The following is an 18,462-nucleotide window of genomic DNA, read 5'->3' as shown; positions in this document are numbered from 1 at the left end:
CGCCTCTCCCTAGTCGATCGTGTAGTAGTCGGGCCCGCCGTAATGGCCGGTGGCGAGCTTGGTCCGCTGCATGAGCAGGTCGTTCAGCAGCGTCGAGGCGCCGAGGCGGAACCACGCGGGGTCGAGCCAGTCGTCCCCGGCGATCTCCTTGACCAGCACCAGGTAGCGGATGGCGTCCTTGGTGGTGCGGATGCCGCCGGCGGGCTTCACCCCCACCTGCCGTCCGGTGGCCGCCCGGTAGTCCCTGACGGCCTCCAGCATGATCAGCGTCACCGGCAGGGTGGCGGCGGGCGCGACCTTGCCGGTGGAGGTCTTGATGAAGTCGGCGCCGGCGTGCAGCGCCAGCCAGGACGCCCGTCGTACGTTGTCGTGGGTGACCAGCTCGCCGGTCTCCAGGATGACCTTCAGATGGGCCGGGCCGCACTGCTCCTTGACGGCCGTGATCTCGTCGAAGACCTTGCGGTAATCGCCCGCCAGGAACGCGCCCCGGTCGATCACCATGTCGATCTCGGTGGCTCCGGCGGCCACCGCCGCGCTCGTGTCGGCCAGCTTCACCTCCAGCGACGTGCGCCCGGCGGGGAAGCCCGTGGCGACCGAGGCGAGCCCGACGCCGCTGCCCTTCAGCGCCTCGGCGGCCACGGCGACCATGTCGGGGTAGACGCAGAGCGCGGCGACCGAGGGCGCGGTGGGGTCGGCCGGGTCGGGCCGTACGGCCTTGGCCGCCAGAGCGCGCACCTTGCCCGGGGTGTCCGCCCCTTCGAGGGTGGTCAGGTCGACCATGCTGATGGCCAGGTCGATCGCGGACCGCTTCGCCGTGGTCTTGATCGACCGGGTGGCCAGGTCGGCGGCCCGCCGGCCGACGCCGACCTCGTCGACGCCGGGCAGTCCGTGCAGGTAGGCCCGGAGCGAGCCGGGAACGGTGTCAGGCACGAGCGCCACGCCTCTCGATGAGCATGTTGAGTACGAGGGCGACCAGCAGGATGAGGCCGGTCACCACCATCTGGAAGAAGGAGCCCAGGCCGAGCAGGTTGCACAGGTTGCGCAGCACCGACAGCAGCAGTACCGCCACGAAGGTGCCGAACACCCCGCCCCGGCCGCCGAACAGATTGGTGCCGCCCAGCACCACGGCCGCGATCGCGTCCAGCTCCAGCCCGCTGAAGGCGGTGGGCTGGCCCACGGTCAGCCGGGAGGTGAGCAGCACCCCGGCCAGCGCCGCCAGCCCGCCCGACACCGCGAACACCGTGGTGATCACGCCGCGCACGGGCAGGCCGGACAGCCGGGCGGCCTCCTTGTTGCTGCCGACCGCGTACACGTACTCGCCGAACGTGGTGCCGCGCAGCACCCCGGCGGCGAGGAGGGTGACCACCACGAAGATGATCCCGACGATCGGCACGTAGCCGACGAACCCGCCGCCGAGGAGCTGGAACACCTCGGACTCGCCGGCCTGCGCCGGCTTGCCGTCGGTCAGCAGGTACGTGAGCCCGCGGATGGCCGTGAGCCCGGCCAGGGTGGTCATGAACGACGGCAGCGACAGGTACGCCGACAGCCCGCCCATAACGGCGCCGAACGCCGCGCCGATCGCCAGGCTGAGCAGGATCGCCGGCAGGACCGGCATACCCGGGGCCATGAGCAGGGCGACGGTCATCCCGCCGAAGGCCGCGACGCTGCCGACCGACAGGTCGATGCCCGCCGTCAGCACCACCATGGTCATGCCGATGGCCACGATGCCGGTCAGCGACGACTGCTGCAGCAGGTTGGCGATGTTGCGGCCGGTCAGGAACTGCGGCGCCAGCAGCGACGCCACCACGCACAGGGCGAGGAAGACCAGCAGCAGGTTGGACTTGACGATCAGGTCGGCGCCGCGGCGCGATCGGCCGCCGCGCTCCTTTCCGGTGGTCGAGGCCACCGTGGATCCGAGGGATGTGGTCATGCCGTGGCTCCTGTGATGACGGTGTGCGCGATGACGCTTTCGGGGCTGGTGCGGGGGTCGAAGCGGGCGACGTTGCGGCCTTCGTACAGGACCTGGATGTGGTCGGCGTTGGCGGTCAGCTCGTTGAGCTCGCTGCTGGCCAGCAGCACGGCCACGCCCTGGTCGGCGAGGTGGCGTACCTGCCGGTAGAGGTCGGCCTTGGCGCCGACGTCCAGGCCGCGCGTGGGCTCGTCCAGCAGCAGGACCTTGATCCCGCCCCGGGTGATCCACTTGGCCAGCACGATCTTCTGCTGGTTGCCGCCGGAGAGCTGGCCCACGAGCTGGTCGAGTCCCGCCGTCTTGACGCCCAGGTCGGCGAGCGCGGGCCGGGCCAGGCGCCGGCCGAGCCGGCCGGGCAGCAGCCACGGGGGCCGGCCGAGCGCGCCGATCGCGGCGTTGCGGCTGACGGACAGCCCCAGCATCAGGCCCTGCTCCTTCCTGCTCTCCGGCACCAGGGCCAGCCCCGCGCGGACGGCGGCGGCCGGGCCGGCGACCTTGAGCGGGCGGCCGTCCAGCCGGGCCGTGACCTGGGCCTTGAGGTCGCCGAACAGGGCGCGCAGCAACGTGGTCCGGCCCGCGCCGCCGAGACCGGCGAGCCCGACGACCTCGCCCGGCCGTACTTCAAGATCGCGGACGTCGAGAAGCCCCGGCACATGGACCCGCTCGACGCGCAGCAGCGGCTCCCCGCCGGGCGCGGGCCGGTCCGTGGCGCCCACGAGCTCGCTCGCCTCGCCGATCATCGCGGCCACGATCTCGTCGGGACCGGTCGACGCCAGGTCGTAGACGCCCGCCGTTCGGCCGTCACGCAGCACCGTGGCGCGGTCGCCGATCTCCATGACCTCGTCCATGCGGTGCGAGATGAAGATCACCGACCGTCCTTCGGCAGTGAGGGAGCGAATGACCTCGAACACCGCCAGCAGTTCGCTCTCGCCGAGGGTGGCCGACGGCTCGTCCATGACGATGACGCGCGCGTCGGCGGTCAGCGCCTTGGCGATGGCGGTGAGCTGCTGGGCCGCGATCGGCAGCTCACCGACCCGGGTGGTGACGGGGAAGGAGGCGCCGACCCGGTCCAGTGCCTCGCGGGCCAGCCGCGCCCGCTGCCCGCGCCGGACGAACGGGCCCAGCCGCGGCGCCCGGCCCAGCAGCAGGTTCTGCGCGACGGTGAGGTCCGGCAGCAGGTCCAGCTCCTGGTAGATCACCGCGATGCCGGCCGCCTGCCCCGCATGCGGGGTGGCGGGCCTGAAGGGCTGCCCGTCCAGCAGGATCGTGCCCTCTTCCGGCTGATAGGAGCCGGCCAGGATCTTCATCAGGGTGCTCTTGCCGGCGCCGTTCTCGCCCAGCAGGCAGTGCACCTCGCCGGGGCGGACGCTCAGCTCGACCCCGTCCAGGGCGACGGTGCCGGGGAAGCGTTTGACGATCCCGGTCATGCGCAGCCGTTCCTCGGTGCCGGTCATGAGCCCTCCTTCGTCGGTCTCATGACCAAGGTGCTGTGTTTATCGATGACCTCGACAAGCTCGGTCATGAGCCCTCCTTCGTCGATCTCATGACCAAGGTGCTGTGTTTATCGATGACCTCGACAAGCTCGGTCATGAGCCCTCCTTCGTCGATCTCATGACCAAGGTGCTGTGTTCATCGATGACCTCGACAAGCTCGGTCATGAGCCCTCCTTCGTCGATCTCATGACCAAGGTGCTGTGTTTATCGATGACCTCGACAAGCTCGGTCATGCCTCCTCCAGCAGGTGAGTGGCGTTCTGGTCGTCGGTGATCAGCACGTCGCACAGGCCGCTGGTCACGACGGCCCGGCACACCGCCCGCTTCGCGCCGCCGCTGACCAGCGCGACCGAGGTGGCGGCCGAGCGCAGGAGGTCCAGCGACAGGCCGAGCGTGCGGCCGTCCAGGTCGGGGTCGACGATCTGGCCGCGCGCGTCGACGAAGCGGCCCAGCACGTCCCCCACCGCGCCGGCGGCCGCGAGCCTGTCGAGGTCGCCCGCGTCGATCTGACCGGAGTCCACCAGCACCGAGTCGCTGCCCATGCCGCCGGGGCTGAACAGGAACAGGTCCGCCCTGGCGGCCAGCGTGAGCACGTCGGAGACGGCGCGGTCGTTCTCCAGCGCCGCCCGGGTGCTCTGCTGCTCCAGGATCGCCGGGGCGGCCAGCAGCGTCGCGGTGCCGCCGCCGTGGTGGGCGATCGAACTCGCCATGCTGCCCGCGCCGGTCGGCTGCCGCGAGCGGCTGAGCGCGCCGTTGATCTGCACGACGTTGACGCCCATCGCCCAGCCGGGGGTGAGCCCGCCGGCCAGCCGGTCGAGCGTCCGGCCCCAGGAGACGCCGATCAGCCGGGGCACGGGCCGCATCGCCGCCAAGTGGTCGGCGCCGGCCGCGGCCACCTGCTTGCGCGCCTGCTCGTCGCCGCCGCTGCCCGCCACCACGATGGTCTCCCGCAGCCCGAACCGCTTGCTGAGCGCCCGCTCCAGCACGCCCACCCGGGAACGCGGATGCAGCACCTCGATCCTGACGATGCCGACCTCACGTGCCTCGGCCAGCATCCGCCCCACTTTCCATCGGGTCAGGTGCATGGCGTGGGCGATCTGTTCCTGCGTCTCGCCGCTCTCGTAGTAGCGGACGGCCACCTGGTAGAGCTGGTCGTCGTCGGTCATGAGCCGGACCTCCGCCGCGGATCGCTCAGCCGGTGGGAGATCTCCGTGGTGGCGGCGGTGGCCGCGCGGTAGTCGGCGTAGCCGTGGCGGTAGGCCGCCACGTGCTCGGCGAGCGGCTCCACGGTGCGGACCCGGGGCGCGTACCGCACCGCCGCCTCCGCCAGTGAGGCGTGCCACCCGGTGCCGGCCGCGGCCAGCACCGCGCAGGCGCGCAGCGTCAGGTTGTCCCCGGTGACCAGGTGGACCGGCCGGCCGAGCACGTCGGCGGTGGTCTGGAGCCACAGCTCGTTGTGCCGGATGCCGCCCGACAGGTAGACCTCCTCCACGGCTATCCCGCCGTCGATGAAGGAGTCGAGGACCTGGCGGGTGCCGTACGCGACGCCCTCCACGGCCGCCCGGTAGACCTGCTCGGCGGAGCTGGCCAGGGTCAGCCCGAGCACCGCGCCCCGCAGGCGCGGGTCCCGCAGCGGCGTGCGGTTGCCCATGAAGTAGTCCAGGACGATCAACCCGTGGTCGACCGGCGGCAGCTCCGCCGCGGCCTTGATGAGCCCGCCGAGCTCCGCCCGGGGCCGTCCGATGAGTTTCTCGCCCGCCCAGGCCAGCACGGAGCCCGCGCTCACCTGGCCGCCCTCCACGAGCCAGCGGCCCGTCTGCAGCGCGTCCGGGTACGGCCCCCACACGGTGGACGGGAAGACCGCCTCGTCGATCTCGGTGACGAACGCGTTGGACGTGCCGCAGACGATCGACACCCGCCCTTCCGGGGCGCCGCCGATGGCCAGCAGCGACAGGTGCGCGTCGATCCCGCCCGACACGACGACGGCGGGGCCGGTGACGCCGAACTCCTCACGGGCCCGTACGCCGAGCGGCCCCACCGCCTCGCCGACGGGCACGATGTCGTCCGGCAGCTTGTCGCCCAGGTCGCCGATGCCGAGCGAGGCGTACAGATCGTGTGGGAAACCCGTACCGCGCGGATCGTAGTTGCTCTTGCACACCGCGTTCATCCGCGATCCCGCCCACCTCCCGGTGAGCCGCCACACCATGTAGTCCACCGCCTCGACGATGCGTGCGGCGGCCCGGTAGGTCTCGGGCTCGTGGCGGGCCAGCCACATGGCCTTGGGCACCAGCCACTCGACCGCGTCGCGGCCGCCGGCGTAGCGCAGGACCGGGTGGCCGGTCGCCGCGGTCGACGCCGACTCCTCGCCGGCCCGGCCGTCCATCCACAGCAGGGCCGGCCGCAGCGGGCGGCCCTGCCGATCGAGGACGGCCACCGTCGAGGCCGTGGTCGCCACCGCGACCCCGGCGATGGGCGGATCACCCGCCTCGGCGAGCGCCTGACGGGCCGCGTGCACGCTCGCCCGCCACCAGTCGTCCGGGTCCTGCTCGGCCCATCCCGGCCGGGGGAAACGCGTCGGGTACACGGCGTCGCCCGTCCCCATCGGCGCGCCTTCGACGTTGTAGACCGCGGCCCGCGCGCCTTCCGTGCCCAGGTCGAGCGCGAGAAAGGCGGTCATCGTCCGGTTCCCAGGTCGAGCGGGAGGAAAGCCGTCATCGTCACTCCTCGTTCGGCAGGAAGAGAACCTTGGAGCTGAAGATCGACCGCTCACCGAGGCCGGCCATGGTCTCGGGCAGCGCGTCCAGCCCCAGCTCGTGCGTGATCATGAACTTCCAGGCGAGGTCGCCCGAGCTCAGCCCCTTGGCGGCGACCCGCCACTCCTCACCGGGGAACGGCGCGGAGAAGGAGTTCCACGCCCCGTGCAGGGTGACCTCACGGCGCAGGAACGAGCTGAACGTGGCCTTCGGCAGCACCACGGGGTCGTGCGGGATGCCGATGAACACCGCCTCGCCGTGCCTGGCGGCCAGGCCCACGGCCTGCTCCACCGTGGCGGGCACGCCCGCCGACTCGATGACCACGTCGTAGCCCTCGCCGACCGCGTCAGCGGCCGCCGCCGCGCTGGTCGCGGTATGGGTGGCGCCGGCCTCGGTGGCCATGGCGGCCTTCTGCTCGTTGACCTCGACGACGAGCACCTCGGCGGCACCGGCGAGCTTGGCCCACTGCACCGCGAACAGCCCGATCGGGCCGGCGCCGACCACCGCCACCCGCTTGCCGCCGCGCATCCGGGTGCGCCACAGGGCGTGCAGCGCGATCGCGGCCGGGTCGAGCATGGCCGCGGCACGCGGGTCGAGATCGGCCGGGAGCACCATCAGGTTCTCGTCCGGCACGGTGACGTACTGGGCGTAGGCCCCGTTCCTGCGGCTGCCGAAGTAGCTGTAGTCCTTGCACAGGCTGAAGTGGCCCTGGCTGCAGGGAGCGCAGGCGTGGCAGGGGATGAGCGGGGGCACGGTGACCAGGTCGCCCTCGCGGACGCGGCCGGTGGCGGCCAGGCGGTCGCCGAGGCGGACCACGTGGCCCGAGAACTCGTGACCGCAGATGATCGGGAAGTGGTAGGCCCCCGCGCGCAGCATGCGCGGGATGTCAGAGCCGCACACCCCGCAGGCCGCGACGCGGACGAGCGCCTCTCCTGGGCCGGGCACGGGCACGGGCACCTGCTCGACCCTGATGTCACCGGGGGCGTGGAGCACCGCGGCCTGCATGGTTTCCGACATCCTGTCGCCTTTCTCCTGTGGGGTGCTATTTGGCGGCTTCGGCGAACTCGCCGGTTCCGGTGGCGTACTGGGCGGCGTTGTCCGTGTCGATCAGCTCGGTGCCCGCGTCGATGGCGGGCTCGACCTTCTCGCCCTTCTGGACCTGGAGCATCGTCTCCACGGCCTTGGCGCCGAGGGAGATGGGGTCGTTGAGCGCGGTGGCCACGTACTGGCCGGACGGGATCTGCTTGACCGCCTCCATGAGCCCGTCGACGCCGGCGACCAGGACCTTGTCCTTGCCGTTCTCCTTGAGCACCTGCAGGGCGCCGAGCGCCATGTCGTCGTTGTGCGCGTAGACGGCGGCCACGTCGGGGTGGACCTGGAGCAGGTCCTGCATGGCGGTGACCGCCTTGGCGCGCACGTAGTCCGCGTACGGGCCCTCAACGATCTTGATCTTGGGGTTGGCCGCCACGGCCTCGTGGAAACCCGCGCCGCGGTCGCGTGCCACGGCGCCACCGGCGTCGCCGCGGATCTCGATGACCGTGCCGCCCTTGTCGCCGAGCTGCTCGCTGAGCCGCTTGCCGACGAGCGCGCCCATCGCCTTGTTGTCGCGGCCGACGTGGGCGATCGCACCCTCGGGCACCGGCCGGTCCACGGTCACGACCGAGACGCCGGCCGCCTTGGCCGCGGCGATGCTCGGCTGTACGCCCTGCGGGTCGACCGGGTTGATGAGCAGGACGTCGACCTGACGGGTGATGAGGTCCTGGATGTCGTTGTTCTGCTTGGTGACGTCGCCGCCCGCGTCGGCGAAGTAGAGCGTGGCGCCGGCCTTCTTGGCGGCGGCCTCGGCTCCCTCGCGGAGCTGGACGTAGAAGGGGGACTGCTGGGTCGCCTGGCTGAACCCGATGGCGACGGGACCGTCCGACTGCTGGGCGGCGGTCTCGGCGGAGCCGCCCGGGCTGGTGGACACCGAACAGGCGGCCAGGGCTGCGACCAGGGCAAAGGGGGTTATGAGCGACCGGAATGCGCGCATCTGAGCCTCCGTATGTGAGGTAGGTAACGCACTGTAAGTCGGGAATTAACCGCGTTGCAACACTTGAGCCAGATTCTGCTCATATGAGCAAAATGTGAGTTTCGATCATTTCATGTGCGGGACGGCACCCTGTTCGGCCTGGTCAGGGCTGTGCCGCACGGGACGGACATAAACCATTTGAACGAGTGAGTGCTCGCTCATTAGGGTGTTCCGCGTGACAAGAAGGCGACGGGTGCCGGCCATGGCCCCGCAAGACCGCCGGGCCGCACTCATCGCCGCCACGCTCCCCCTGCTGCGCGAGTACGGCACCGCGGTGAGCACCCGCCAGATCGCCGAGGCCGCGGGCGTGGCCGAGGGGACGATCTTCGGTGTCTTCCCCGACAAGGCCTCGCTGCTGCGGGCGGCGCTGATGAGCGCGTTCGACCCGCGACCGGCGGTGGACGCGCTGGCGGCCATCGACACGCGGATCGAGCTGCGCGCGCGGCTGCGCGAGGCGGTCACGATGCTGCGGGCGGGAATGAGCGCCAACGCCAACCTCATCGCCGCTCCCAAGGAGCTGATGGCCGATGACGCCGAGTTCCGCGAGCGGATGATGGACGGCCGGCGTCATATCTCAGCCGCGATCGCCCTCCTGGTCGAGCCCGATCGCGACCGGCTGCGCCGCTCTCCCGAGGCCACGGCGCAGCTGCTGCTCATGCTGATCGCGGTGAGCGTGCACCGTGGCTTCGGCCAAGGCGGCGAGTTCGGCGACATGGGCGACGAGGAGATCGTCTCCGTGCTGCTCGACGGACTGCTCGTGCGTCCCTCCCCCACCCCTCCGACAGAAAGCCCCCGCTGATGCTGCTCCGCCTCCTGCGGGTCCAGCTCAGGCCGTACGGGAAAGAGATCACGCTCGTCGTCCTCTTCCAGTTCGTCCAGACGCTGGCCACGCTCTATCTCCCCACACTGAACGCCGACATCATCGACGACGGCGTCGTCAAGGGCGACACCGGTTACATCGCGCGCCTCGGGCTGGTGATGCTCGGTGTGACGCTCGTCCAGATCGCCTGCTCGTTCGTGGCCGTGTACTACGCCGCCCTGATCTCGATGGCGCTGGGCAGGGACCTGCGGGCCGCGGTCTTCCGCCGGGTGCAGGACTTCTCCGCCCAGGAGGTCAACCGGTTCGGCGCGCCGTCCCTGATCACCCGTACCACCAATGACGTGCAGCAGGTCCAGCTGCTCGTGCTGATGACGTTCACGATGATGGTGGCCGCGCCGATCATGTGCGTCGGCGGCATCGTGCTGGCGCTGCGCCAGGACGCGGCGCTGTCGTCGCTGCTGCTCGTCGTGCTGCCCGTGATGGTCGTCATCGTGGGGCTGATCGTGATGCGGATGCGCCCGCACTTCCGCATGATGCAGGAGCGTATCGACCGGATCAACCAGGTGCTCCGCGAGCAGATCACCGGCATCCGGGTGATCAGAGCCTTCGTTCGCGACAAGCACGAGCGGGAGCGCTTCGGCGAGGCCAACGAGCAGCTGACCGACGTGTCGCTGCGGGTCGGGCGGCTGATGGCGCTGATGTTCCCCTCGGTCATGCTGGTGGTGAACGTGTCCAGCGTCGCCGTGGTGTGGTTCGGCGGCCATCGCATCGCAGACGGGTCCATGCAGGTGGGCGCGCTGACCGCGGTCATCTCCTACCTGATGCAGATTCTCATGTCGGTGATGATGGCGATGTTCATGTTCATGATGATCCCGCGGGCCGAGGTCTGCGCCGAGCGCATCGAGGAGGTCCTCGACGCCGAGCCGACCGTCCACCCGCCGGCGGACCCGGTCACCCCGGATCGACATCTCGGCGAGCTGGAGTTGCGGTCGGTGGACTTCCGTTACCCGGGCGCCGAGGAGCCGGTGTTGTGCGACGTGAGCCTGGTGGCGCGGCCCGGCCGTACCACCGCGATCATCGGCAGCACGGGCAGCGGCAAGACGACGCTGCTCAACCTCATCCCCCGTCTGTTCGACGCGACCGAGGGCGAGGTGCTGGTCGACGGCGTCAACGTGCGCGACCTCGATCCGGCCGCGCTGTCCCGGGCGGTCGGCCTGGTCCCGCAGTCGCCCTACCTCTTCTCCGGCACCGTCGCCTCCAACCTGAGGTACGGCAGGCCGGACGCGACCGACGAGGAGCTGTGGCAGGCGCTGGAGGTGGCCCAGGCCCGTGAGTTCGTCGAGGCGATGCCCGGCGGGCTGGAGGAGCCGATCTCCCAGGGCGGCACGAACGTCTCCGGTGGTCAGCGCCAGCGCCTGGCCATCGCCAGGACCCTGGTGCACCGCCCCGAGATCTACCTGTTCGACGACTCCTTCTCCGCCCTCGACTACGCCACCGACGCCCGGCTGCGCGCCGCACTGGCCGCGGAGATCACCGACGCCACGCTCGTCATCGTGGCCCAGCGGGTCAACACCATCCGCGACGCCGACCGCATCCTCGTCCTCGACGCCGGCCGCGTGGTCGGCACCGGCACCCACACCGAGCTCATGACCACCTGCCCGACCTATCGCGAGATCGTGCTGTCCCAGCTCACCGAACAGGAGGCCGCGGCATGAGCGCGCCTGTCGAGGTCATCACCCAGGTCACGAGACCGGCGACGGAGGGCTCATGAGCACCCAGGCACCGCCGCGCCGCCCGCAGGGCGGCTTCGGCCCGGGCGCGATGATGTCCGGACCCGCCGAGAAGGCGCTCGACTTCGGCGGCTCACTCCGCCGCCTGCTGCGCCTGCTGCGCCCCGAGCGCGCGCTCCTGATCGTCGTCCTCGCCTTCGGTACGGTCAGCGTCGCGCTGAGCGTGACGGGCCCCAAGATCCTCGGCTACGGCACGGACCTGATCTTCTCCGGCATCATCGGGGCCCAGTTACCCGCGGGGAGCACCAAGGAGCAGGCCGTGGCGGGGCTGCGCGCCGACGGCCAGAGCACGTTCGCGGACATGGTGTCGTCGATGAGCGTGGTGCCCGGCCGCGGCATCGACTTCACCGCGCTGGCCCAGGTGCTGGGCTGGGTGCTGGCCATCTACCTGCTCGCGGCCCTGCTCGGGATCGTGCAGTTCCGGCTGACCACGACCATCGTGCAGCGGGCGGCGTTCCGGCTGCGCGAGCGGATCGAGGCCAAGCTGGCGCGGCTGCCGCTGAGCTACTTCGACGGCCAGTCGCGCGGTGAGATCCTCAGCCGCGCCACCAACGACACCGACAACATCGCGCAGACGCTGCAGCAGACGATGAGCCAGCTCATCACGTCGGTGCTGACAGTCGTGGGCGTGCTGGCGATGATGTTCTGGATCTCGCCGCTCCTGGCGCTCATCGCGCTGATCACGGTGCCGCTGTCGGTCTACGTCACCGCGATCATCGGCAAGCGGTCGCAGCCGCAGTTCATCGAGCAGTGGTCGTCGACGGGCAAGCTCAACGGCCACATCGAGGAGATGTACGGCGGGCACACGCTGGTCAAGGTGTTCGGCAGGCAGGAGGAGGCCGCCGTGACCTTCGCCGAGCACAACGAGGCCCTGTTCGCCTCCAGCTTCCGCGCCCAGTTCATCTCCGGTCTCATCCAGCCGGCCATGATGTTCATCGGCAACCTCAACTATGTGCTGGTCGCCGTGGTGGGCGGGTTCAAGGTGGCCTCGGGCTCGATCTCGCTGGGCGACGTGCAGGCCTTCATCCAATACTCACGCCAGTTCAGCCAGCCGCTGACCCAGGTGGCCGGGATGGCGAACCTGGTGCAGTCGGGCGTCGCCTCGGCCGAGCGGGTCTTCGAGCTGCTGGAGGCTCCGGAGCAGTCGGGCGAGCCCGCCGAGCCCGCGCGGCCGGCCCAGGTCAGGGGCCGGGTGGCGTTCGAGAACGTGTCCTTCCGCTACGCGCCGGACCGGCCGCTGATCGAGAACCTGTCGCTGATCGTGGAGCCCGGCCAGACCGTGGCCATCGTCGGCCCCACGGGAGCGGGCAAGACGACGCTGGTCAACCTCATCATGCGCTTCTACGAGGTGACCGGCGGCCGCATCACGCTCGACGGCGTCGACATCGCCGAGATGTCCAGGGAGGAGCTGCGCGCCAACCTCGGCATGGTGCTGCAGGACACCTGGCTGTTCGGCGGCACGATCGCGGAGAACATCGGCTACGGCGCGGAAGGCGCCACGCTCGACCGGATCGAGGCCGCCGCCGAGGCCGCCCACGTGGACCGCATCGCGCACACGCTGCCCGACGGCTACGACACGGTGATCGACGAGGAGGGCGCGACGGTCAGCGCGGGCGAGAAGCAGCTGATCACGATCGCCCGCGCGTTCCTGTCCGAGCCGGCGATCCTGATCCTGGACGAGGCGACCAGCTCGGTCGACACCCGGACCGAGGTGCTCATCCAGCAGGCGATGAGCTCGCTGCGCGAAGGGCGTACCAGCTTCGTCATCGCGCACCGGCTGTCCACGATCCGAGACGCCGGCCTGATCCTGGTCATGGAGGACGGGCGGATCGTCGAGCAGGGCACGCACGAGTCGCTGCTGGCCGCGGGCGGCGCCTACGCCGCGTTGTACTCCGCCCAGTTCACCGAGGCCGCGGTGGAGGTGGATTAGCCGGCGACCCTCCCGGACGGGTGGCGCCTGGGCTCTTGGCGTGCGCGGCGGAGCGTCGCACCATCGAAGCATGTCATCGGCGCTCCTGGCGGGGGATCCGCGTCAGCTCGGCGAGTTCTGGCTCGCCGGGCGGCTCGGGGAGGGCGGCCAGGGCGTCGTCTACGAGGGGTACGGCCCGAGCGGGCAGCGGGTGGCGATCAAGGTGCTGCACCCGGGGGCGGGCGCTGAGCTGCGGCGCAGGTTCGCCAAGGAGGTCGCCGCGACGCGCAGCGTCTCCCCGTTCTGTACCGCGCGGGTGCTGGCGGTCGAGCTCGACGCGGCCCGGCCGTTCATCGTCAGCGAGTACGTCGGCGGCCCCAGCCTGCGCCGCGCCGTCAAGACCGGCGGCCCGTACGGGGCGGACGAGCTCTACCGGCTGGCCACCGGGATCGCCACCGCGCTGACCGCGATCCATGAGGCCGGCGTGATCCACCGGGACCTCAAACCGGACAACGTCCTCATCGGCCCCGACGGCCCGCGCGTGATCGACTTCGGCATCGCCAGGACCTCCGAGATGTCGCTCACGCCGACGGGTCAGGGGGCGGGCACGCCCGCGTTCATGGCGCCGGAGAGCGTCGTCGGCATGCGCGCGGGCCCGCCGGTGGACGTGTGGGCGTGGGGAGCGGTCATGCTGTTCGCGGCGACCGGACGCGATCCGTTCACCGGCGAGAACCTGGCGGCGCTGTTCCATCAGATCCTCGCCGCCGACCCCGACGTGTCGATGCTGGAGGAGCCGCTCCGCTCGCTCGTGGCCACGACCATGGCGAAGGATCCCGAGGCCCGGCCGACCGCCCGCGCGCTCCTGCTCGGCCTGGTCGGCGACCTCGGCGAGCTCGGCGAGCTCGCCGAGGTACAGGCGCTGCTGGCCGAGGGCAGCCGGGCGGCCGGGTCGGTACGCCCGCCCGCCGAGCTGACGCCGCCCCCGCTGGAGTCGGTCGCCGAGGGGATCTACCAGCGGCTGCGTTCGGAGGATCAGGCGCTGGTGCCGCAGATCATGCTCCGGATGGTCATGCCCGGCGAGGGTGCGGAGGACATGCTCAGGAAGGTGCGCACGCAGGAGCTGGAGGACGGCGTCATCTCCCCGGCGGACGCGGACCGGGTGCTGGCCGGCTTCGCCCGCGCCGAGCTGGTCGCGCGTGACGGCGACACGCTGTCGCTCGCCAACGCCGCGCTCCTACGGGCCTGGCCGCGGATGCGGGAGTGGATCGACGCCGACCGCGACGGGCTGCTGATCCATCGCCGGTTGGGCGAGGCCGCGCAGCGCTGGGACGAGCACGGCCGCCGCCCGGTCGACCTCTACCAGGGCACCGCCTTGGAGGCGGCGCTCAGCTGGGCCGCGACCGGCCGCCACCACGCCACGCTGAACCTGGTCGAGAACGCCTTCCTCGCCGCCGGACTGGCCCTGAGCCGGGTCCGCGCCCGCCGCCGCCGTCAGGTCAGCACGGTGCTGGCCGTCCTGCTCGCCGTGGCGGTCGCCGCCGCGGGCGTCGCCGTCGATCAGCGGGTCGCGGCCGTGCGGGAACGTGACACGGCCATCGCCCGCAGGACGGCCGTGCTGGCGGAGGAGCTGCGCACGTCCCAGCCGGAGCTCGCGAGGTCGCTGAGCGTCGCCGCCTGGCGCGTCTCGCCGGTGGACGAGGGGAGAGCGGCTCTGTACAGCTCGCTCGCGCAGAAGGAGGTGAGCGTGGTGTCACCGCCTCTGACCAGCGCCGACGCGGTGTTCGACCTGAGCGCCGACGGCGAGGCCGAGGCCGTGGCCGACAAGGGCCGGCTCGTGCTGCGGGACCTGGCCACCGGCGCCGTGCTGCGCGACCTCGGCGGCCTCGGTCAGGGGGTACGGACGATCGCGCTGAGCCATGACCGGAGCCGGGTGGCGGTGAGCGGGGCCGACGGCGTCCGGGTGCTCGACCTGGCCACCGGGCGCACCACCGAACTCCTCCGGCAGCAGGCGATCGACCTGGTGTTCAGCGCCGACGACCGGCTGCTGGGCGTGAACACCGGAGATCTCGTCGGGGTCTGGCCCGCCGCCGGCGGCAAGCCGCTGGTCCGGGTGCGCGACGACCTGGCGGACAACGTGGTGATCTCCCCGGACGGCCGGCTGGCGGCGCTGGTGTCCAGCGACCGCCGTTACCAGCTCTGGGACTTACGGGCCCGGCGGCGCCTGCGTGAGCCGAACGGCGGGCGGGCCGACGGGGTGGCCTTCGGCTCGGCGGGCACCGTCTCGCTGAGCGTGGACGGCGCGGTGCGCGTCTGGGACCTGGCCGCGGGCCGGTTCCGGCCGGGGCTCCAGGCCGAGGGGATGACGGCGCGCTGGATGTCCTACAGCCGGGACGGCACGATGCTGGTGGCCTCGGACCGGGCGAGCCTGGGCGTATGGGAAGTGCCCGGCACCGCTCCCCTGCTGTCGTACAAGCTGGCCGACACGATGAGCAAGCCCTTGGCGCGGCTCAGCCGCGACCGCACCAGGATCGTCTACTTGACCGGGCGCGGGTCCGTGGTCACCCTGGACCTGGGGCACGACCTGCGGCCGCTGAAGGTGGCCCGGGCCGTGGCGGGGGCGGCGTTCGGGCCGGGCGCGCGGATCGCCGCCGTCGAGGGCGAGGGCGGGCTGGTGCTGTGGGACGTGGCCCGCCGGCGGGCGCTCGGCCCGCTGCGCGGCGGGCCTTCCTCGGCCGTGCTGGCCTTCAGCCCGGACGGCCGGTGGCTGGCGGCCGGTGCCGCCCACTCGCGGCAGGTGACGTTGTGGGACGTCGGCCGCCGCGCCGCCGCCGCGACCGTGCGCCTGGCCCACGGCGACTCGGTGGACGGCCTGGTGTTCAGTCCCGACGGGCGCACGCTCGCCGCCTCGCCCGACGAGGGGCCGGCCGAGTTGTGGGACGTCGCGAGCCGGACCCGGCTCCGCACCCTGCCCGGCGACGGCGACCGGGCCATGGCCTTCCGCCCTGACGGCGGCGCGCTGGCCATCGGGGGCCTGGACAGTGCCCTGGTGGACCTGCGCGGCGACGCCGTCGTGGACAAGCCCTTCGGCGGCAGCCGCGACGGGGTCCGGTCCATCGCGTACGCGGGGTCCCGGGTCGCCACCGGGTTCCACCAGTTCGGCGTCGATCTGTGGAACGCCTCCGGCGGCACGTCCCAGGGCCGGCTGTGGCCGGATCCCGCCGAGTTCGACAGCGTCGTCGCGCTGGCCTTCGACCCCGGAGGGAACCTGCTGGCGACGGGCGGCGCCGGTGGCGCGGTGCGCCTGTGGGACACCGGCCGCCTGGTCCCCGTCGGCGACTCCTACCGGGCGCACGTCGACGAGGTTCTCGCCCTGGCCTACACCGATGACGGCCACTGGCTGCGCAGCGTGGGCGCGGACGGCACCGTCCAGTCCTACCCCATCGACCCCGGGCCGGCCGTGCACGCGGTCTGCGCGCGTACCCATGCGTCGCTCGACCGGGCGGCGTGGCAGAGGTACATCCCCGAGATCCCGTTCAGAGAGGTCTGCTGAGCCATGAGGTTCCTTGACCGGCTGCTCCGGAGAGACGGCTACTACGCCCAGATCGAGTCCATCGAGGTGGACCCGCCCACGGCGCTCCTCGGCGAGCCCTGCACGATCACCGTCGTGACCAGCCAGACCGGCCCCAGGAGCACCGTCACCGGCGTCCTCTATGGCCCTGGTGGTGAGGCCCTCAGGCTGAGGTTCGCCCGGGTGGGCGAGAGCGTCTTCCAGCAGGAGTGGCGGGCCGAGACCACGATCGACGCCGGCGCCGGGAGGTGGCGGGCCGGCGTCCGGGTCGAGGACGACACCGCCGAGACGGCCTTCGACGTCACCGACCGCGCCGAGACCGTCGAGACCCGCATCCGGGACTTCACCGTCCAACCCGAGCCCGCCGAGCCCGGCGAGCCGCTGTCGTTCGGCGGCCGGCTGGAACGATCGGCCGGACGGGACGAGTGGACAGGACTGCCCGACGGACAGCTCATCCTGCTGTCCTTCCGGGCCGAGGACGAATTCGCCTGGCGGGTCATCACAGAGACCAAGACCGGCGAAGGCGGCTTTTTCGCCGCCACCGCCACCGCGGTGGAATCGGGACTCTGGCGAGCGGAATTTCCGGGGACCGCTGCCTTTCTCGCCTTCCGGGGCCCTGAGGTCGCCTCGACGGCCCCGCACAGCGAGGGCGACGTCAAGCTGACCCACGGCCGGAACCCGGCGAAGGTGCGCAGAGGAAAGACGGTCAGGCACGGCGGCACCGTCCATTACTGGTCCGGAACCGGCTGGCGCAAACTCGGCAGCGGTCGCGCGGTGACGCTGCAGGTGAACGGCGCGAATCAGGCCGGCGACACGACCGACCGCAACGGGGGATACACGATCAAGGAACGCGCCCAGGCGTCGGGAGGGCGACGGGTGATCTTCCGTAAGCAGGACAGTTTCAACGCCGGGCGGTCCGACCCCGAGCGCAAGGTGACCGTGACGAACTGAGAACCGGTCCCTTTTCCCCCTGCCGGACGCGTGCCCGGTACGGGTGGCGTACTGCGGCGGTACGGGCGGAGTACGGACAGCGCCGTGCCAGCGGCTCTTCTTAGCGTTCTCACCAAGCCGCACCTGACCCGTACCGGGGATCCACGGTGCAGGGCATCTCCGCCATGAAAGGAAGCACGTGAAGCCCAGAATCATGACGTCGCTCGTGACCTTCGCCGTCGCGGTCTCCAGTGCCGTCTTCGCGTCCGCGCCGCCGGCGTCCGCCGACGGTCTGAGCAACCCGAGCGGCACGCTCACCGTCGAATGCCCGGGTGCCAGGGCCTTCATCCAGGTCGACTGGAAAGCCGGGGACAAGGTGACCGTCCGCTGGCGGGTCGACGACACCGGCACGGCGAGCGACTACTCTCCGGTGCTGCGGATCCAGGCCCACGACGCCGGCCACGACGCGGCGCCCTTCCAGTTCCCCGGCGGCGACACCTTCTTCATCCTCAACAGCGGCAACGGCACCCATGACGTGGGCCTCAAGTCCGACTGGAACCCCACCTCCATCCCCAACATCAACCACCTCAGGGTGCAGGTGCAGAACGGGACGACCGCCCAGGGGACCAACTGCACCGAGGTGCGGGAGATCTACAACTGGAGCATGATCGGCCACAAGAACGCCATGGCCAAGCGGGGCGTGGACTACGTCCTCGGCGGCGAGGGCACCCCGGAGCGCCCCGGCTACGACTGCTCGGGGCTGGTCTACACCTCCTACAACCCCATCGGCAACTTCCCCGGCTGGCCGGTCCGCCGTGCCGTCGACATGTGGAGATGGGCCAACGACCACCAGTCCCCGGCGAAGTTCTACGCCAAGTCGGTCGACTACGCGGACCTGAAGGTCGGTGACCTGATCTTCTACAAGACGACCGACGAAGCCGTCGGCCATGTCTCCTTCTGGGAGGGAGACGGCAATGTCCTAGACGCCCTCGAACCGGGCACCAAGGTCTCGGTCCATCCCGAAGGCAGCCTCCGCAACGTCCGCGTCGCGGCCTTCCGCATCCTCGGTGTCGCGACCGTCCCCAGCGGATGACCTCGCCGCTGGACGCCCGGGCAACCGAGTAGGCCGGCGCCACATCCACAGAACCCGGGCTCAGAGTGCT

Annotated in this window: 13 protein-coding genes; 6 read left to right on the top strand and 7 right to left on the bottom strand. The window is 71.4% G+C overall.

What is annotated here, in order from left to right; all coding sequences use genetic code 11:
- Positions 1-9: 9 nt before the first annotated feature.
- From deoC to IEY87_RS07300, 7 genes are all read right to left on the bottom strand, one after another.
- Positions 10-930, bottom strand: a complete 921-nt coding sequence (gene deoC / locus IEY87_RS07330) for a deoxyribose-phosphate aldolase (protein WP_225277116.1) — start codon at positions 928-930, stop codon at positions 10-12.
- Entirely contained in the window at positions 923-1,930 is a 1,008-nt protein-coding gene (locus tag IEY87_RS07325) for an ABC transporter permease (RefSeq protein ID WP_189137714.1), read from the bottom strand. Before IEY87_RS07325 ends, deoC begins: the two co-directional genes overlap by 8 nt.
- Positions 1,927-3,423 (bottom strand): sugar ABC transporter ATP-binding protein, encoded by a 1,497-nt coding sequence (locus IEY87_RS07320; protein ID WP_189137713.1) that lies wholly within the window; start codon positions 3,421-3,423, stop codon positions 1,927-1,929. The genes IEY87_RS07325 and IEY87_RS07320 overlap by 4 nt, the downstream gene beginning before the upstream one ends.
- Before the next feature lie 268 nt (positions 3,424-3,691).
- The gene (locus IEY87_RS07315; RefSeq protein WP_189137712.1) at positions 3,692-4,627 is read right to left on the bottom strand and encodes a sugar-binding transcriptional regulator; all 936 of its coding nucleotides are present in this window, start codon (positions 4,625-4,627) and stop codon (positions 3,692-3,694) included.
- Positions 4,624-6,138: an FGGY-family carbohydrate kinase gene (locus tag IEY87_RS07310; protein WP_189137711.1), complete on the bottom strand. Its 1,515-nt coding sequence runs from the start codon at positions 6,136-6,138 to the stop codon at positions 4,624-4,626. The genes IEY87_RS07315 and IEY87_RS07310 overlap by 4 nt, the downstream gene beginning before the upstream one ends.
- A gap of 40 nt (positions 6,139-6,178) precedes the next feature.
- Positions 6,179-7,231 (bottom strand): galactitol-1-phosphate 5-dehydrogenase, encoded by a 1,053-nt coding sequence (locus IEY87_RS07305; protein WP_225277117.1) that lies wholly within the window; start codon positions 7,229-7,231, stop codon positions 6,179-6,181.
- A gap of 25 nt (positions 7,232-7,256) precedes the next feature.
- On the bottom strand, positions 7,257-8,243 hold the full coding sequence (locus IEY87_RS07300) for a substrate-binding domain-containing protein (protein WP_189137710.1): 987 nt from the start codon (positions 8,241-8,243) through the stop codon (positions 7,257-7,259).
- 214 nt (positions 8,244-8,457) lie between these two features.
- Between IEY87_RS07300 and IEY87_RS07295 the strand changes: the two genes are divergently transcribed.
- The 6 genes from IEY87_RS07295 (at position 8,458) to IEY87_RS07270 (ending at position 18,392) form a co-directional block, all read left to right on the top strand.
- Positions 8,458-9,081, top strand: a complete 624-nt coding sequence (locus IEY87_RS07295) for a TetR/AcrR family transcriptional regulator (protein ID WP_225277118.1) — start codon at positions 8,458-8,460, stop codon at positions 9,079-9,081.
- A complete protein-coding gene (locus tag IEY87_RS07290) occupies positions 9,081-10,817 on the top strand; it encodes an ABC transporter ATP-binding protein (RefSeq protein WP_189137709.1) in 1,737 nt (578 codons plus the stop codon). The genes IEY87_RS07295 and IEY87_RS07290 overlap by 1 nt, the downstream gene beginning before the upstream one ends.
- 52 nt (positions 10,818-10,869) lie before the next feature.
- Positions 10,870-12,822, top strand: coding sequence for an ABC transporter ATP-binding protein (locus tag IEY87_RS07285; RefSeq protein ID WP_308112936.1), 1,953 nt, complete (start codon positions 10,870-10,872; stop codon positions 12,820-12,822).
- Between the two features lie 70 nt (positions 12,823-12,892).
- A complete protein-coding gene (locus IEY87_RS07280; RefSeq protein WP_189137708.1) occupies positions 12,893-16,351 on the top strand; it encodes a serine/threonine-protein kinase in 3,459 nt (1,152 codons plus the stop codon).
- Between the two features lie 3 nt (positions 16,352-16,354).
- The gene (locus IEY87_RS07275; RefSeq protein WP_189137707.1) at positions 16,355-17,320 is read left to right on the top strand and encodes a hypothetical protein; all 966 of its coding nucleotides are present in this window, start codon (positions 16,355-16,357) and stop codon (positions 17,318-17,320) included.
- A gap of 178 nt (positions 17,321-17,498) precedes the next feature.
- On the top strand, positions 17,499-18,392 hold the full coding sequence (locus tag IEY87_RS07270) for a C40 family peptidase (protein ID WP_189137706.1): 894 nt from the start codon (positions 17,499-17,501) through the stop codon (positions 18,390-18,392).
- The last annotated feature ends 70 nt before the right edge of the window (positions 18,393-18,462 follow it).

Source organism: Nonomuraea glycinis, assembly GCF_014646515.1.
Lineage (GTDB): Bacteria > Actinomycetota > Actinomycetes > Streptosporangiales > Streptosporangiaceae > Nonomuraea > Nonomuraea glycinis.
This window is presented reverse-complemented; position numbering and strand designations above follow the sequence as displayed.